The organism is Paludibaculum fermentans (genome assembly GCF_051172195.1).
Taxonomy (GTDB): domain Bacteria; phylum Acidobacteriota; class Terriglobia; order Bryobacterales; family Bryobacteraceae; genus Paludibaculum; species Paludibaculum fermentans_A.
In genome coordinates, this window is record NZ_JBPJAQ010000001.1 from 1,132,129 (window position 1) to 1,148,288 (window position 16,160).

The following is a 16,160-nucleotide window of genomic DNA, read 5'->3' on the forward strand; positions in this document are numbered from 1 at the left end:
AAAAGGCTGGCAGCGGGGCGATTCCATTTCTCCCCAAACATCTTCATGACCTCCTTCGCTCTGGCATACCCTAGAGGTATGGTTGTCGCCGGACGCCGCAAGTCGATCGCCTTCTTTATCGCCCTGGGCGTCGGCTTGATTGCCGTCACGGTTCTGCTTTACGTCGGCTGGGTCCTGCTCAGCTGGCGCACGGGCATTCTGCTGGCCCTGGGCGTGGTGCTGCTGGCGCTGATCATCAGTGGTGTTGTTCTCAACACGATCTTCCTGGTGCGCGAGATCCGCCGGAATGAGCAGCACGACGCGTTCATCAATGCCGTCACCCACGAACTGAAGACTCCGGTCGCCTCTATCCGCCTGTATCTGGAGACCTTACAAACCAGGCAGGTGGACGAGCCGAAGCGTCACGAGTTCTACCGGATCATGCTGGAAGACAGCGACCGGCTGCTCAGCACGGTGGAACAGGTGCTGCGCGCCGGACGCATCGGAGCTTCCGGCAAGCGATTGACTGTATTGCCCATCGACTTGGATGCCATGGTGACCGAGTGCCTGAACCGGGCGCGGACCCTCCATCGGGTTCCGGTGGAGTCGCTGAAGCATATCCCGAGTTCACCCCTGCAGGTACTGGGGGATCCAGAAGAGGTGCGGGCCGCCATCTCAAACCTGATCGACAACGCGGTGAAGTACTCGGGCAAAGAGGTCGATGTTACGGTGGAAACGACGCGATCGGACGAGAAGTTCGCGGTGGTGCGGGTCATCGACCATGGCCCGGGCATCGCCAAGTCGGAGCTCAAGTCGATCTTCAAGCGGTTCTACCGGGTGCCGGGTCCGGTGGCCGCGCGGGTGAAGGGCACCGGGTTGGGTCTGTTTATTGTGCGCTCGGTGGCCAAGCGGCACGGCGGCCGGGTTTGGGCTGAGAGTGAGGGGCCGGGCCGCGGCAGCACGTTTGTTTTGCAGCTTCCCATCGCATTATGAGCCGTATTCTTGTTGTCGAGGACGAGCAGCACCTGGCCGAGGGGCTGCGCTTCAACCTGGAGGCGGAAGGCTACCAGGTAGAGGTCGTCGACAATGGTGAAGCGGCGCTGGCTTTGCTGGCGCCGGAGATTCCTTCCCCGCAATCGGCCGCCTTCGACGTGGTCGTGCTGGACGTGATGCTGCCGGGCAAGGACGGGTTCACTGTGATCTCGGAACTCCGTCAAAGCGGGCAGTTTATCCCCACCCTGATGCTGACCGCGCGCGGCCATCCGGAGGACGTGTTGCGCGGGTTCTCCGCCGGCGCCGATGATTACCTGACCAAACCGTTCGATTTGGGGATCCTGATTGCGCGGCTACGGGGTTTGCTGCGGCGGAGAGAGTGGCTGCAGTCGTCCATCTCCAGCGCGGTGGCGACACCTCCGGAACCGAAGGACACCTATACCTTTGGCGACAAATCAGTGAACTTCGACCGGCTGGAGTTGGTCGTCCGTGGCGAAGCATTCCCGCTCACCCTGATGGAGGCGAACCTGCTGCGGCATCTGATCCAGCACGAGGGCACTCCGGTGTCGCGCAAAACCATGCTGGAAGAGGTATGGGGCCTGCGTGAAGATACGGATACGCGGGCGATTGACAACTTCATTGTCCGGCTCCGCCGCTATATAGAAGACGTGCCCACACGGCCGCGGCACCTGTTGACAGTGCGTGGAGTGGGGTACCGGTTTGTGGCCGATCCCCCCGCTTCGAAGTGAGCTAGACCAGTTCCTGCACTTTGCTGAGCATCAGGGTGACGACATCCGAGGCATGGTAGCGGCTGCCGTCATCGTGCATAAAGCGTTTAATTTCAGGAAGATCGTCGCCGCTGGTGATGACACCGGCCTCCAGGTATTTACCGTTGCGGATCTGCGGTTGGCCGACGGTGGCCATCAGGGCATTGCAGACGCATTTGCGACCCACGGTCTCGGCAATGTCGCCGCCTTTGGAGACGAAGATGGACACAGGCTCTGAGGCGCACCGGAAATCGATCTGGCCTTCCGAGGTGCGGTAGGCTTCGCGCAGATAGCCCAGGTCGCAGATGCGCGGGCGGGCGTCGTACACCGTGGCATCGGAAACGGTACCGGCCGTTTGCACGACTTTGAACGGGAAACCCGTGGGCGAGGCCAGGCGGTCGGTGAAGACGGTGGCTTCGCCGTCGCGGACGAGTTGCAGCACCTGCTGTTTGTAGTCGTCGCGCAGCCCGGATTCGTCGGAGTAAGCGAAAGCGGTGCCCACCTGGACTCCGGCGGCGCCGGCGTCGATCGCCTCGGCCAGCATCTCGGGGGAACCGTAGCCGCCGGCCAGCCAGAACGGCAGGCCGAGTTCGCACATTTTGGGCAGATCGACCTTGTCACGCTCGCCGTAGACCGGCTCGTTCTTCTCATTCAAAAGGAGTTTGCCGCGCGGCGGAGCGTTGTGGCCACCAGCCGTGGGGCCTTCGATGACGAATCCGTCCACTTTGCCGTTGGCCTTCTTAACGAGGGTCACCGCAAGGGTGTTGGAGGCAATAATCGCCAGGAACATGGGCCGCTTCAACGGCGGCAGGCTGTGTTCGCGGAACTCGCGCGGGTCGAACACCATAGTGGTGTCGTCGCCGGGCTGGGCTCCGGCCACGTAGAGCGGATAGGTGGCGGACTCGTGATTCACGAAGCGGTCGAGCACGCCCGGGATCTTCATGGGGATACCAGCGCCCATAAGGACATAGTCCACACCGGCCAGCATCGCACCGTAAATGGAGGCCAAGTGGGGCGGCTGGATCTTTTCCAAGTAGTTGATACCGACTGGGTTAGAGTGGCCCACCTTGGCCAGGAAGATCTCCACGAAGTTGGCTGCGACGCATAGCTCGGCCACTTCACGCGGCATGACCTTGTCGTGGAGCGGAGCATTCCGATAGGCGGTCTTCTCTTCCTTGCCGCCCTCGATGTAGTACTTGGCGAGGATCGACGCGGAGATCTCGGGGAAAGGGAAAGCGTCCAGCGCCTGGCGCATGTGGCCGCCGGGATCACCGTCCTGCAGCCGCCGGATCAGAACCCGATCCAGGGCCGTACCGGAGACGACGCCAAGCTGGCCCAAACTGGAGACTGTGCGGGCGAGCCGCCAATTCGAAACACCGACGCCCATCCCGCCCTGAATGATCTTGGGGAGGGTAAAACTGGAAGAGTTGCCCATCTATAGAGCATCATCCTATACGCGCAGGGGCTGGATTGTCAGAGTTTTGTAATAACAGATCCAAAAGACCGAATAGCCCTGATTCGGCTAGTCACGTGCTAGGGTTCCGGCGAGCAGGCGGACGCCGGTTTTGCGATCCCAGGGGCGCCCCGTGCAGTGACACACCATGGCCCTTGAATAGATCGCCTTGGACGGAACGGCACACCACAGAATGGTTCCGACGTCCCACTTGTGCTGAGACCGGAACCCCAAACCGTCGCCGGAGACGTCCGACACCACACCGCGCAGCTGCCAGGTTCCCTGTGAACCCTCGCCAAAAAAGTAGATGCTGCAATCTTCGGTTTGGCGCGCCGAGGCCCGGCGGTCTTGTTCATTCGCCATATCTCAAGGAGACCCTATCTACTGCAAACAAACAAGATGGAGTGACACACGAATGGGTGTGAATGGTACTACGTGACGCCAGGTACTACTTTCACTAAAACAGCCGGAGAAAGCCGGCCGGCCAATCGGGAGACGTGAAGATTGCGCCATACCCCAAGGTTCGGACACACCCCATCGGGGGTAGCTGATCTGTGCTCAATGCCGCAGAATCGGGGCAGTGATGGCATTCTCCAGCTCCCTGGAATTGCCTGAACGCGGGTGGATGCCGCCTGTGAAGCATTCCACCGAAGGCATTCCCGCTTCCGGTGCCGAATCCGCCTCTTCGCAGTGCGGCTCCACCCGTGAAGAATCGTCCGAAGCAGGTCCAACGGCCGGCAGTCCAGACTCCAGGCTCGTTGATCCACTAATCAGATGACCCCCTCGACTGTCACCCAACCCGCAAAAGAGCCGGCTAAGGCAGACGAACTGCCGTTGCTGGCCGCGCTGCTGCTGCTCACGTTCAGCACAGGCCTGATCGATGCTGTTAGCGTTCTGGGGCTTGGTCGGGTCTTCACCGCAAACATGACGGGCAACATCGTGTTCCTCGGATTTGCGGTCGCCGGGACCCCCGGGCTGTCGGTTACCCGTTCGCTGGCGTCCCTGGGAATGTTCATCGCTGGAGCAATTGGCGGCGGCCGGCTCGCAAAGGCCATGGCGTCACATTCGACTCCGCAGTGGCTGGTCACAGCGGTGCTGACGGAAGGTGGATTCCTGCTGGCTGCGGCACTGGCCGCAATTGGGTTCGACGCCTCCGCAGAGAACCATTCCGCCGTCCTGTATGCCGCAATTGCCCTGACCGCAGTGGCCATGGGCCTGAGGAACGCCACGGTCCGGCGGCTGGGAGTGCCGGATTTGACCACCACCGTACTCACTCTTACGCTGACCGGGATTGCCGCCGATTCGTCGCTGGCCGGGGGCACCAATCTCCGGATATCACGGCGCCTGGCCTCGGTCTGCCTGATGTTCACCGGGGCCGCCCTGGGCGCGCTGCTGCTCCGGTTTGGGCTGGCAGTGCCTTTGGCTGTCTCAGGCGCAGTCGCCCTGATCTCGGCAGCCCTGCTTTCCACCACCTCACCAGCAAGATAGAGCACGGGCTCGGTCGTTGGCGCCCCCCCCAACCGTTACAGGCATACGACAGCCTCCGCTGGGCGGACATTGCCCATCAGGCGATGGCAATCCTCCCCGGATAAGTCAATTTAAGTACAGTCAAATTTGTTAAGAATAGCGCTCTAAGGCTTGGCGCGTGCGCCTGCAATTTCTGGATTTTGTTTGCATGCCGGATACGCCGCCTGCCCTACTCTCCACGTACCTAAACCTATAGATTCACGCGTCGTCCCAGCGAAGCCTGCCCGGCTTTACTGATAAACATTACATCGCGCTTCGCCGATGCTAAGCGAGTGTAAAGTACTGTAAATAGCGGATTGAGCACGAAACCGCCTGCTTCCGGCGCGCTTCTATACGTTGACCAGGTCAATTCCGAGGTTATGTTTATGAATCGAATTCTTCTAATGCTATTCGTGTGTCTATACCCCGCCAGCGCCTGGGCCCAATCGGTTGTGGGCTCTGGTGTCGTCCGCGGACGAGTCGTAGATCAGCAGGGTGTCGGCATGCCGGGAGCCGAATTGAGCCTGGAAAACCCTGGCATGGGCGTGACGCGGAGCTTCCTGAGCACTGACGACGGCGTGTTCGAGATTACCGGCCTACCCCCTGCCACGGGTTACCGGTTGCACGCCACCCACCAGCGCTACCTCGACTGGGACAGTAAGGAATTCGAAGTACTGGCCGGTAAGCAGTCGTCTTTCGACATTTCCATGCGGCCGCAGGACTCAGCCACAAGCAGTTCCGATACCCCGGCCGACGTGCAGCTGGACAACTCATTGCTGCCTGTCGGCGTGGCCCTGAGCCAGCGTCAACTGCAGCTTCTACCCACACAGCAGCGCCGCTGGGACAGTCTCGTATTGCTGTCTCCGGTCACCAGCATCGACTACACGCAGAATGCACCCGCCATCCGCGGCGACTCCTCCGGCAACGCTTATTTCACAGACGGGATTCTCACGACCAATACCTACTCGGCGCGCCGCACAGTGGCAGCCGGTCCGGTGTCGCAGGATGCAGTCCAGGGCATAGAAGTCCTGGCGGCAGCAGCCCCCGTGGAGTTTGGACACGGCAAAGGCGGGGCCGTCAATGTAGTTACTCGCGCCGGCAGCAGCCAATTGCACGGCGGGCTGTATGAATACTTCAGCAACAACAGCCTGAATGCCACAGACCGCTATGCCCTGGGCAACCAGCTCTTCGGCAAGCGGAATCAGTTCGGCTTCAACCTGGGCGGCAACGTGCCCAGAACCAAACTGTTCTATTTCACCAATCTGGAGATTGCCGACGGTCACGGGCAGCGGCTGAACCGCATCACCAATCCGCTTCTCACCGACAGCACCGGCATGACCGTCGACTCTTCCACCTGTACCGCCACCGCGGTGCAGTGCGCGGCGGCCACCAGGTTCATTCAGAACCAGATGAATGTTCTCGTACCGCGATCGGAGCGTACCATCTCGGGCATCGCCAGGCTCGACTACCGCCGCAGCGACCGCAACACCTTCAACCTCTCCGTGTTCGCGACGCAGGCCCGCTCTCCTCTCGGTCTGCAAGGCCAGGCCGTCAGTGCCAATGGAGGCTTGCTGGACAACGGCAACACCAAGCAGGACACGCAGTACGCCAGGCTTGAGTGGATTAGCGCTCCGACGGCCAGTTCCACCAATGAGATGCGGCTGGGCGTGTTCCAGGATCGCATTGCCACCCTCCCCACCACCTCAACGCTTTCCACTGGCGGCATCGGAATTAATCTTCTGGGCAGCTCCATCGGTGCAAACAACCAGGACAGCGGGATCATGCGCGAGCGGCGCTATCAGTTTGTCGACAACTTTCGTGTGAGCGTCGGCGCCCATACGATCATGGTCGGCGCGGATATAACCAGAACGCGCGACTGGATCGACATGCTGCCCAATGCGAAGGGCACGTATTACTACAATTCGCTGACGTCGTTCGCCCAGGATCTGGCGAGCAGTGCGGGCAAGAACTACACGGAGTTCACGCAATCGCGCGGCCTGTCGCTGAGGAGACTGCCCAGTTCCGAGATCGGTATGTATGCCCAGGACGTCTGGAAGGTTACTCCGAACTTCCAGGTGACGGCAGGACTCCGCTACAGCAAGCAGTACATTCCAAAGCCCACGGCCTGGGACGCCAGTTACTACCAGACACGCCAGATCAAGTCACCCTCGTACAACGCGGATCCCCGAATCGGATTCGCTTTGAAAGCGAACGAGCGCACGGTAGTCCGCGCCAGCTTCGGTCTCTTTCACTCAATGCAGAGCGGCGAGTTGCTCGACGCCCTATTCACAGGCAATGGCGCTTACCAACCCAGCATCCTGGCCTACCCCACCCAGACCGGGTCGCCGTACTTTCCCAATAGCCTCACGGCGAGGACGGCGCCAAGCGGCACCGGCAACCTCATGTACGAATCCGGCAAGCCAAGCAACCCTTACACGCGGCAGGCGACCCTCTCGCTGGAGAAAGCACTGGGCTCCGGTTTCACCATGAACCTCGGCTATGTCGGCAGCCGCGGCTTGAAACTGCGGACCGCGGAAGAGGTGAACATCGCCACGACGACAAAGAAGGTCACGTACACGATCCTGGACGAAGATGGCAGCAAAGACGGAACGTATTCGACTTACTTCTATCGCTATCGCCAGGACACCACTCGGGCCCATGTCTACCAGGTCACGAATGGCGGATCCTCGTGGTACAACGCCCTGGTGGCGGAGCTCAGCAAAAAGATGACACATGGCTTCACCGCACACATCGCCTACACCTGGTCCCATGCCATCGACGACATCGGCAGCCCACTGATTGTTGGAGGCTTGCCGGTGGGTAGTTCAGCGAACGACTTCCGCGCCGACCAGGGAAACTCTGGTAACGACCAGCGCCATCGGGCCGTCATCGATTGGACATGGCAGCCCAGGATCATCAAGAGCGAATCTGCCGCGTCGCGGTTCCTGCTGAACGGCTGGGAACTCTCCTCTGTCACCACCCTCGCATCGCCGCTGCCGGCCACGGCCATGGCCATCGTGCTGGGACAGCAGTTCTCGGGCGTACCTTCCGCATTTGCAAATTCCCTGACAGGAGGAGGCGGGTGGCAACGAGTGCCTTTCCTGCCCGTGAACAGCCTTCGCGGAGACAACGAGTACAGCGTGAACGCCCGGCTAGCCCGTCCGCTCCCGTTCACTGAGCGCTTCACCGGACGGTTGGTCTTCGAAGCCTACAACCTGCTCAATTCGCAGTTCAACACCAGCGTGAACACGGCCGCCTACACCGTAACCAACGGCATTTTCACACCCCTGGCCACTGCCGGCACGGGCAATGGAAGCCGCGGTTACATCACCGGATCCAATGCCAGAAGCCTCCAGGTTTCATTCCGCCTGAACTTCTAGCCGGATCGCTATCCCCTGAACACGACAAACGGGGCGGCCTCTCAGCAGGTCGCCCCGTTTTTCCAGCTGCGAACTGCCCGGCTAGCGGGGGTCAGACGTGGAAGACCGGGGCCAGCGTCGAGACTTTGGCCTTCAACTCCGCCAGTTCCGTACCTGTCAACACTGGCAGGGGCGCCGACGCGAGTTCCAAAGCAAGGTCAAAGATCCGTTCGTCGCCCGGCGGCACTGCCGCTGTGAGGTCCTGATTCAGTGTGAACCGCAGGGCCTGGCGCGCCATCTCCCGGTCGTCGATCGGCTGATACCAGCACTTCGGATACTTGCGATCGCTCTCCTTCAGGGTCTTTGGCCACATGCCGAAGGCCAGCGCCTTGAGAGCCATCCTCGCCATCCCCTTGGACTTTGCCTTGGCCAGGATCTGCGGACCGAAGCCGCCATGCTCCCAGGCGTTGACATTCACCGGAAACAAGACGCTATCCAATGGCAGTGCATCCATCAGGCGGATGGCCGCCGGAGCGTCGTGCGCCGAAAAGCCGAGATGCCGCACCTTGCCTTCCTTGCGGGCGGCCATGAAGGTCTCCGCCGCGCCTCCAGGTGCGAGGATCTTGTCTACGTCGTCCATCGAACCGACGGCGTGGAACTGATAGAGATCCACATGATCGGTGTGAAACCGCTTGAGTGTTTGCTCCAGCTCCTGGCGCGCGCCCTTGGCATCGCGCCGCGTGGTCTTTTCAGCCAGGAAGACCTTGTTACGGTATGGCTGTAAGGCCTCGCCGAGCTTGATCTCCGCCTCTCCATCGAAGTAGGACGGGGCGCAGTCGAAATAGTTCACACCACGGTCAAAGGCTTGGGCCACGCGCCGGTTGGCCTCATCCTGGCCCAGACGACAGACGACGATGCCACCGAAAGCAATGATGGAAAGGTCGATGCCCGGTTTGTACTCGCGGCGCGGCAGGGAGGCTGCCGCCCCGTGCGCGGCCGTGGTCGTTCCCGCTACTGCGGTACCTAGAAACTCACGACGATCCATATAGCAGTGCTCCTTGCCCCATTGTAGAGCGCGGGTCTGCTTCTATGGCTTGCCGGGGAGGCACTCCAGGATCAGCGCCTCGTTCACCACCTTGGCTCCGACAGCAGTCACTACGCTGTACTTGTCGCGGCGGCTGCCCGCGGCGATCGTTCGTAGCGCCGATTTCGCCACGCCATTTTCCTTCCAGCGCTGGGTGATCTGGAGTGGACAGCCGCCTGCCGGCGGTGCTGCTTCGAGACTGAGCCGGATGTCGTCCAGCGCGAGTCCCCTGAAGCTGAACCGAACATAGACTTCGCGCGACCCTGGGGCGTCGACGTGGCGGTCAACCTCCGGCCAGCGGATCGTGCGATCGATCACGCTGCCATCTTTCCATGAAAAGGCCGGGGCGTAACTCCAGATCGTCTGAAAGGGCCCCGTGGGTGAGGTGCTCCAGGCAATGGCAGCGGCCGCTCCCTTCGAATCGAAGGCAGGCACGGAGCGGACCTCGGCAGTCAGCTTGTCCGGCGCCAACCCGCGGCTGAGGTCGAGAAAGCGGCCGCCCACGTTGAATCCGGAAAGTGGTGCTCCATCCTGCGCCGCAAGCCGAAAGACGAATTCGGCGGGACCGGCCCCATCCGGCAGCCAGTAGCCCTGGCCGCCGCTGGAAACAAATCTCGCCCCGGAGTGACTGACGGCATTTTCACCAGCCGTCGTGACCTCGATGGGTGCGGCCACCTGCAGCAGCGGCGGCTCGGAGGCAAAGACCAGTTGATTTTGCCCGGGCGCAAGCGCCGGAAGATTTCGTGGATTGTGCTGGAAGTGGGTGGACAAAGTCATCGAACGGGCCTGCGCGCCTCCGCTCAATTTGAGCCTAACGAGGTAGCTGTAGCGGCCGCTGACGGCGGTCCGGCGGCCATGCGCGGAACTCTGCAGGACAGCGGGCTCTGCCTTCCAGGCGCCCGTAAAGGGGCCGCGGCGCAGGCCGGCCGGCAACCACGAGCGGCCGCCATCCACTGAGGTTTCCAGCTCAATGACCGCGGACTGCCCCGGTAGCGCGACCTCAAGCTTGAATTCGCTGTCGATGATGACGAAGGGACTGCGCACCGCGATCGCCTGCGATGGCGCGTTATCCAGCACAGGCGTGTACTCCAGCCTGCCCGTACCCCAATTCCGATCGTCCTTCTGGGATCGTGGACCATCACTGGTCCGGATGGCGTATTGGGCCACTTCGCGCGGGAACTCCGTCCAGGACTTCCCGTCAAATCGGTAGGGCAGATAGAAGCGACCCGGGCGTTCCGGGTGGAAGTAACGGATCATGCGCTCGTTGGGGCGAAGAACGAAGCCGGGGTGGTAGCCCGCCGGGGCACGCTCGAACGCAAAGACGGAGTTGTCGGCGCTGGTGGAGAAGAGCTCGGCCAGGCCGTCGATGGCGCCCGCGCGAAGGTCCGCCGGGTACCAGGGTTGATCCACAAGCGCCGGGTCTACTTCCTTCGGGCCCTTGAGCTTCGAAAGGAGGATGGATGGATCGGTCTCAAGTTGCCGGACGGAAGCGACCACCGATTGGCCGGCCGCACCCCGGCCGACTGTGGTGTAGCCCAGCATGTCGGAATCGTAGTGGTGGTAGGCTCCGTCGTAGAAGACCTCCGCAACGGTGTGGCCGGTGAGGAACCACACCCGGGCATCTTCCAGTCCAGCGGCCTTCCACGTGGCGGCCAGCACCGGCGCCAGTTGGTAGCAAAGACCAAAGCCATAGCTATTGATCAGCTTCAGCGGATCCAGGATCTCGCCCATCGGCTCTTCGTAGGCCCACCCCGCGATGTGATACCAGGCGCCGGGCGCTACGAAACGTCCATCCGTTAGGAAGTAGCGCCAGATCGCCTCCGCACGGGCGCGCGGAGTGACAGCCTTTGCTCGAGCACAGATGCCGTTGGCGAAACGGGTGAGGTCGGACGGATCGGGCTGCCCCTGCAACAGCACGCGGGGCGAGTAGACTTGCGCCTGCGTCGAGACGGCCATGACCAGCAGCAGCACGATGACCCGCATCAGTGGGTGTCCTCCTTCACGCCGCACCACTGGCAAACGAAGAGCAGTAAAGCCTGCGTCGCGGCCACGACGGAGTCGATCTCAACAGACTCATCCGGACCGTGCGCATTTCTCCCGCAGGCGCCCCAAAGAACAGCGGGGATCCCGAATTCGTGGAAGATGTATAGATCGCAGGGTCCTTCAATCCCTGTCACGGACGGCGCTGATGGCAGCACCTTCCCCGCACAAGCCTGCAATTCGCGAACGACCGGCTGACTCGCGGGAATGGCAGATCCGGGCAGCCAGCGGATGGGATACTCCAGGGAAGGACGGCGCAGGTACAGGTTGGAGGCGGAGGACAGAACGTCCTCAAACCATGCCTGAAACTGGCTCTCGACCGCGGCCTGTTCCTCGCCTGGCATCAATTGCCAGAAGACCTCGAGCCGGCATTCCTGGGGGACAGTGATCGGCTCGGAATTGCCCCAGGGGCCGGTGAAGATCTTGGTGACGGAGACCGGCACTGCATCTTCGCAACCGGCATACAGCGGATGGATGGCGGCTGTGCGGCGAATGGCCGCGAATTCGCGCAATGCGACCAGAAAATGCGTCACCTGCCCCACGACATCACCGGGAGAATGGAAGGTGATCTGCGCCGTCCGGCCTCCGCGCTGACCGGCACAGACACGCAGTGCCGACGGTTCACTCACGATTGCGGCGTCGGCCGTGATACCGGCCACCCGCGCGGCCAACGTCCCGTTCACACCTCCGAATTCTTCGTCGACGACCGATTCAATACTCAGGTCGCCGCGAAGCTCGATGCCGAGTTCGGAGAGCGCCTGGGCGACGAAGAGATTCGAGGCAATCCCGGCTTTCATGTCATTCGAGCCCCGGCCGTAGAGCAGGTTCCCGTCGACGCGGCCGGAGAAGGGGTCGGCGCTCCAATTCTGTGTACCGCGGGGGACCGTGTCGATGTGCCCCGAGAGAATGAGGGATCGGCCTCCGCCTGCACCGCGGCGTCGCGCGACCAGGTTGGGGCGTCCGGAATAGTCGCGGCCAGGGTAGTAGAGGGGATGAGTGAGCAGGCCCGGAACTGCCTCGAGTGCGTACAGCTCAGGCTCGTATCCGGACCGCTGCAGCGCATCGAACAGATAGCGTTGACAAGCCCCCTCCTGGCCGGTCGGCGGTGTGTTTTCCGATGGGCAGCGAACCAGGTCGGAGACCAGGCCCACCAACGCCTCGCGGTTCCGGCTGACATAGGCAATGAGTTGTTGTTCGAGTTCAGGGGTCATGGCAATTCACCGGCGGCAAGGCTGTTCATGGAGCGCGGCGACAGCCGGAAGCCGCGCGTCAGGACGGCAAGGTAAATAAGTCCGCAGGCCAGCCAGCCGAAGCCGGCCAATTGCGCTTTGGTACTGAGATTCAGCCAGATGTAGGTACAGAAGCCCGCGCCGAGTAGTGGAAAGACCAAGCTCCCCAACACCGCAAGCCCCGTGCGCTGATGCTGGCGCAGATAGAAATGGCGGATGACGCTCAGATTCACCAGGATGAAGCCGGCAAAGGCGCCAAAATTCAGCAACTCGACGACCAACTGAAATCGCAGCAGCAGCGAGCCCAGCAGCGAGACCACACCCATGAAATAGATGCCGCGCACCGGGGTGGAGTACCTCGGATCGACATGGGCAAAGATACGAGGCGAAATCACACCATCGCGACCCATGCCCAGAAGGAGCCTTGATGCGCCGGCCTGGCCGGTCAAGGCGCTGGCGAGGGCGGCCACCAGCAGGATGAAGGTCATGAATCCCAACATCCAGGGCCCGCCAGCCAGCGCCCCGATGTCGAGAATCACGGTTTCCGGATCCTTGTAGCTTTGGTAATCCGGCCAGACCAAAGCGGCCATGTAAACAGTGAGAACGCAGAGGAGCGTTTGAACGACGCACACCAGGATGGTGGCAATCGAGATGTCGCGCTCCGGACGAATGGTGTCTTCGGCCAGCGCGGAAATCGCATCGAAACCGATGTAGGAGAGGCTGGCGATCGAGGCGCCCAGCACCAGCGGGCGCATAGAGAACTCGGCCGGGTTGTAGATGTTGCGGAACTGAACCAGTCCGGCCCAGCCGTGGTGGCTGACGGTGTGCCAGCCCGCGAGAATCACGAACAGCGCCGCGCAGACGCACATCAGAGCCATCATGACGTTGCCCGCGCGGGCCGTGACGCGCAGTCCGCGCACATTCACCAGCGTGATGGCGAGCGTGAAGAGGATCGCCCAGACGGCATAGGGCACCTGGGGCAGAGTGCGGCTGGCGGTGAGCGCGGCATACACCACGCTCAGCAGTGGGATGAGGAAGTAATCCAACAGCATGGCCCATCCGGCCAGGAAGCCGACGTGGGTGTTCAGCGCCCGGTTTGTGTAGGTATATGTGGATCCAGCGGACGGGAACGCGCTCGACATCTTGCCATAACTGGCGGCCGTGAACAGCATCGCTGTCATGGCGATCAGATAGGCGAAGACCGCATGGCCGTGCGAGGTCTGCTGGACAATCCCATATACCGGATACGCCGCCGTGGGCCCCAGCAGAACCAGCCCATAGAGAATCAGGTCGCGCCTAGTAAGAATACGCTTCAGCTCGTGGGGTGGTGCCTGTGCTTGGGACATCGTCTGGTTTACTCCGGAATCGCGTTTTTGGGGGCTTCCACGTTCAAATCGAGCCATTGAAATGCGCCAGGCTCGCCGGGGAGCGCATGGGCCGCGGCGTAGGCATTGCGCACATTCAGCAGGGACTCCACCCACCGGCCCATGGGCAGCGCGAGCTCACGCTGGACCAGATAGCTCATATCGACCGTGCGGTCGGGCACATGATCCTTCACGTCATCGAGTTCGTGCAGGTAAGTTCTGCCATTCGCCGCGGCAGTGCGCGGGAACCAGCTCTTCTGCCACGTCGACACCGTATCGCGGAGCGTCCGGTTGCGCCGTTGCTGGATGCCGCGAGCCAGCCGCAAGGTGCGATCCAGTGCCTCTACGGCTTCGCGAGGCTTCTGATTCCGGGCCGCGTCCCGGGCGCCCTGGAGTTGTGTGGAAATACGCCCGAGGTCGAGCAGCAGTTCTAAGTTCTGCCGGCAGAGACTCGCCACGGAAATCGACACTTCGAGGTTGTACCGGTTGAACGCCACGCTGGCCGTGTTCTCGTGCAGCAGCGCCAGCAGTTCGTCGTTCTCGCCAAGGAATCCGGCAGCCAGCTCCAGGCGGCGGGCATTGGCTTTGTTCCAGTCGCCCAGGTCGAGGTCGAGATTGGCGGCAGGAACCGGCGGCAATTCCAGCGTCTGGTCCTTCACAGGCTGGCGGGGATGGAAGATCTCATCGGAATCCCCGAACAGGGGTTTGCGCGCCGCAGGACCCCATTCCCAACTGTCGGAATAGAACCGGGCCTGCTGGCTCAGCAGTTGATAGACGCGGCTCATGTTTCTTGCCCCGTCCCCGTAGAAGTTCCGGTAGAACGCGGTCATCGACTCCTGCACGGCGGGCGTTCCCGGCTGCCAGGCGGCGGCGGAGATGGCGGCGTAGCCCAGCCAGAACGTCTCCGGATGGAGCCCTGCATCCGCCCAGCCGGCTACAACCGATCCGATGAGCTGGGCCTGGCCGCGGGCCGGCTGCGATGAGATCTCGCGAAATCCTTCGCTCACACGCTCACTCTGCGACGCAGCGGGGTGCAGCAGCCGGGCATTCGGCATAGTGAAGTAATTCGGGAAAAGGCGCTCTTCGCCCTGCGTGGAGGTGTACAGCATCTGGCGGATGCCTCGCTGCCGGAAGACTGGGTCATACCGTGGACCGTACACTTCGCCGTTCACCAGGTGACTGGGCAAAGCTGCGATATCTTCGGGCTTCAGCGGGTATTCGCCCCAGAAAATCACCGTGCGGCCCTGGGCATGAAGCGGATCCGCCACCCGGCCAATGAACTCCGCCAGCAGCCGGCCTACGCTGCCGGCCTTCGCAGCCGCTGTCTTTTCCTGGCAATGGGCGCTGTCCGCCAACCCGATGTAGTAGGGTTCATCGGTCGAAAGGTAGACATACCGGCCACCCCGATTGGCGTTGATCAGGTCCTGGAACATGCCGGACAGCAGTTTCACCGCACCCGGGTTCACCGCACAAAGCTCGTAGTTGCTGTCGGGGAACGATCGGAAGGGGGCGTACTCCGGGTGCTTGAGGAGAAAAGCGAGATGAGCCGGGCCGTCCAGAAATGGAATCAGCTGAACCTCGTGACGCAGCGCATAATCGGTGAGCTCCTGGTATTCGGCCGGGGTCATCGCGTAGGGCTCCACCACAGCCGGCGCGGAGGCGAATTGGAAATGTCCCTCCAACTTCAACGCGAAGCCGTTGATTTTGAAGAAGGCCGCCTGGCGGACTGCTCTCTTCAATTCGGACAGCCGCTCCAGATGGTGGGCATCGTCCCAGTAAATGTGCCGCCTGTGCAGGTCCGGCCAGTCCGTGATCCGGCCCGAGGGCAGCCACAGCCCACCATTCCGCCACTGCAGCAGTTGGACCAGGGTCTGCACTGCATAGAACAAGCCGGCCGGGGCGTTCGCCAGCAGGTGTACGCCACTCGGCCCGATCACCAGCGAGTAGGCCTGTTCCGCGATCGCCGCACGGTCGGAATCTTCCGTTCGGCCCGCCGTCACGGCGCCGGGGCGGAGTTCCAGGCGGATGACCGTGCCGCCGGACACAGCCGGGCTCAGGTGGAACCGCTCAGCCAGGTGCTCCCGCAGACTGGCCAACGCCTCCATCCCGGCAGCACCAGCGCCGTTCTGGACCGAAAATGTGGGGCCGAACCGCAGATCGGCCGGCTCGAGCTGAACCTGCTGGGGTAGCGGAAGTACATGGTAGCCCCGCTCCGCCAACGCGGAAAGGGATTGCGCCGAACAGGCGGAGGCCAGGAAGACAGCCACCACCCCAGCGAGCCAAGCGAACCTGGCCGGGAGTGCCCTATGGTCGATGTAGCGTATTCTACTCATATGTTTCGCATTGAACCCTGTTGGCGAAAGCAAATTCTATCGTATGGTACATG

11 protein-coding genes are annotated in these 16,160 nt (G+C 62.1%); 4 read left to right on the plus strand and 7 right to left on the minus strand.

The window, feature by feature from the left end; translation table 11 throughout:
* The first annotated feature begins 78 nt into the window (after nucleotides 1-78).
* Together ACR9Y2_RS04635 and ACR9Y2_RS04640 are read left to right on the plus strand one after the other, a co-directional pair.
* The gene (locus tag ACR9Y2_RS04635) at nucleotides 79-972 is read left to right on the plus strand and encodes a sensor histidine kinase (protein WP_435039887.1); all 894 of its coding nucleotides are present in this window, start codon (nucleotides 79-81) and stop codon (nucleotides 970-972) included.
* Complete coding sequence (locus tag ACR9Y2_RS04640; protein ID WP_435039888.1) at nucleotides 969-1,721, plus strand: response regulator transcription factor; 753 nt, start codon at nucleotides 969-971, stop codon at nucleotides 1,719-1,721. Before ACR9Y2_RS04635 ends, ACR9Y2_RS04640 begins: the two co-directional genes overlap by 4 nt.
* A gap of 1 nt (nucleotide 1,722) precedes the next feature.
* Here ACR9Y2_RS04640 and ACR9Y2_RS04645 read toward each other — a convergent pair whose 3' ends face one another.
* Together ACR9Y2_RS04645 and ACR9Y2_RS04650 are read right to left on the minus strand one after the other, a co-directional pair.
* Nucleotides 1,723-3,174: a nitronate monooxygenase gene (locus ACR9Y2_RS04645; protein WP_435039889.1), complete on the minus strand. Its 1,452-nt coding sequence runs from the start codon at nucleotides 3,172-3,174 to the stop codon at nucleotides 1,723-1,725.
* An 87-nt stretch (nucleotides 3,175-3,261) separates the two neighbouring features.
* Nucleotides 3,262-3,555, minus strand: coding sequence for a PilZ domain-containing protein (locus ACR9Y2_RS04650; protein ID WP_435039890.1), 294 nt, complete (start codon nucleotides 3,553-3,555; stop codon nucleotides 3,262-3,264).
* Between the two features lie 411 nt (nucleotides 3,556-3,966).
* Between ACR9Y2_RS04650 and ACR9Y2_RS04655 the strand changes: the two genes are divergently transcribed.
* The gene (locus ACR9Y2_RS04655) at nucleotides 3,967-4,680 is read left to right on the plus strand and encodes a YoaK family protein (protein WP_435039891.1); all 714 of its coding nucleotides are present in this window, start codon (nucleotides 3,967-3,969) and stop codon (nucleotides 4,678-4,680) included.
* A gap of 404 nt (nucleotides 4,681-5,084) precedes the next feature.
* Complete coding sequence (locus tag ACR9Y2_RS04660) at nucleotides 5,085-8,078, plus strand: carboxypeptidase regulatory-like domain-containing protein (protein ID WP_435039892.1); 2,994 nt, start codon at nucleotides 5,085-5,087, stop codon at nucleotides 8,076-8,078.
* A gap of 91 nt (nucleotides 8,079-8,169) precedes the next feature.
* Here the strand turns inward: ACR9Y2_RS04660 and ACR9Y2_RS04665 are convergent, their stop codons facing one another.
* From ACR9Y2_RS04665 to ACR9Y2_RS04685, 5 genes are read right to left on the minus strand one after another with little or no spacing between them, the layout of a single operon-like run.
* A complete protein-coding gene (locus tag ACR9Y2_RS04665) occupies nucleotides 8,170-9,102 on the minus strand; it encodes an aldo/keto reductase (protein WP_435039893.1) in 933 nt (310 codons plus the stop codon).
* A gap of 42 nt (nucleotides 9,103-9,144) precedes the next feature.
* Nucleotides 9,145-11,124, minus strand: a complete 1,980-nt coding sequence (locus ACR9Y2_RS04670; protein ID WP_435039894.1) for a hypothetical protein — start codon at nucleotides 11,122-11,124, stop codon at nucleotides 9,145-9,147.
* Nucleotides 11,124-12,392: a M20 family metallopeptidase gene (locus ACR9Y2_RS04675; RefSeq protein WP_435039895.1), complete on the minus strand. Its 1,269-nt coding sequence runs from the start codon at nucleotides 12,390-12,392 to the stop codon at nucleotides 11,124-11,126. The genes ACR9Y2_RS04670 and ACR9Y2_RS04675 overlap by 1 nt, the downstream gene beginning before the upstream one ends.
* The gene (locus ACR9Y2_RS04680) at nucleotides 12,389-13,756 is read right to left on the minus strand and encodes an APC family permease (protein ID WP_435039896.1); all 1,368 of its coding nucleotides are present in this window, start codon (nucleotides 13,754-13,756) and stop codon (nucleotides 12,389-12,391) included. The genes ACR9Y2_RS04675 and ACR9Y2_RS04680 overlap by 4 nt, the downstream gene beginning before the upstream one ends.
* 8 nt (nucleotides 13,757-13,764) lie before the next feature.
* Nucleotides 13,765-16,107: a glycoside hydrolase family 20 zincin-like fold domain-containing protein gene (locus ACR9Y2_RS04685; RefSeq protein ID WP_435039897.1), complete on the minus strand. Its 2,343-nt coding sequence runs from the start codon at nucleotides 16,105-16,107 to the stop codon at nucleotides 13,765-13,767.
* Nucleotides 16,108-16,160: the final 53 nt, after the last annotated feature.

Bases quoted from the DNA above. Each gene is read 5' to 3' on its own strand.
- ACR9Y2_RS04670 (WP_435039894.1), bottom strand. From the start codon at position 11,124: ATGCGGGTCATCGTGCTGCTGCTGGTCATGGCCGTCTCGACGCAGGCG.
- ACR9Y2_RS04650 (WP_435039890.1), bottom strand. From the start codon at position 3,555: ATGGCGAATGAACAAGACCGCCGGGCCTCGGCGCGCCAAACCGAAGAT.
- ACR9Y2_RS04635 (WP_435039887.1), top strand. From the start codon at position 79: ATGGTTGTCGCCGGACGCCGCAAGTCGATCGCCTTCTTTATCGCCCTG.
- ACR9Y2_RS04680 (WP_435039896.1), bottom strand. From the start codon at position 13,756: ATGTCCCAAGCACAGGCACCACCCCACGAGCTGAAGCGTATTCTTACT.
- ACR9Y2_RS04645 (WP_435039889.1), bottom strand. From the start codon at position 3,174: ATGGGCAACTCTTCCAGTTTTACCCTCCCCAAGATCATTCAGGGCGGG.
- ACR9Y2_RS04685 (WP_435039897.1), bottom strand. From the start codon at position 16,107: ATGAGTAGAATACGCTACATCGACCATAGGGCACTCCCGGCCAGGTTC.
- ACR9Y2_RS04665 (WP_435039893.1), bottom strand. From the start codon at position 9,102: ATGGATCGTCGTGAGTTTCTAGGTACCGCAGTAGCGGGAACGACCACG.
- ACR9Y2_RS04655 (WP_435039891.1), top strand. From the start codon at position 3,967: ATGACCCCCTCGACTGTCACCCAACCCGCAAAAGAGCCGGCTAAGGCA.
- ACR9Y2_RS04675 (WP_435039895.1), bottom strand. From the start codon at position 12,392: ATGACCCCTGAACTCGAACAACAACTCATTGCCTATGTCAGCCGGAAC.
- ACR9Y2_RS04640 (WP_435039888.1), top strand. From the start codon at position 969: ATGAGCCGTATTCTTGTTGTCGAGGACGAGCAGCACCTGGCCGAGGGG.
- ACR9Y2_RS04660 (WP_435039892.1), top strand. From the start codon at position 5,085: ATGAATCGAATTCTTCTAATGCTATTCGTGTGTCTATACCCCGCCAGC.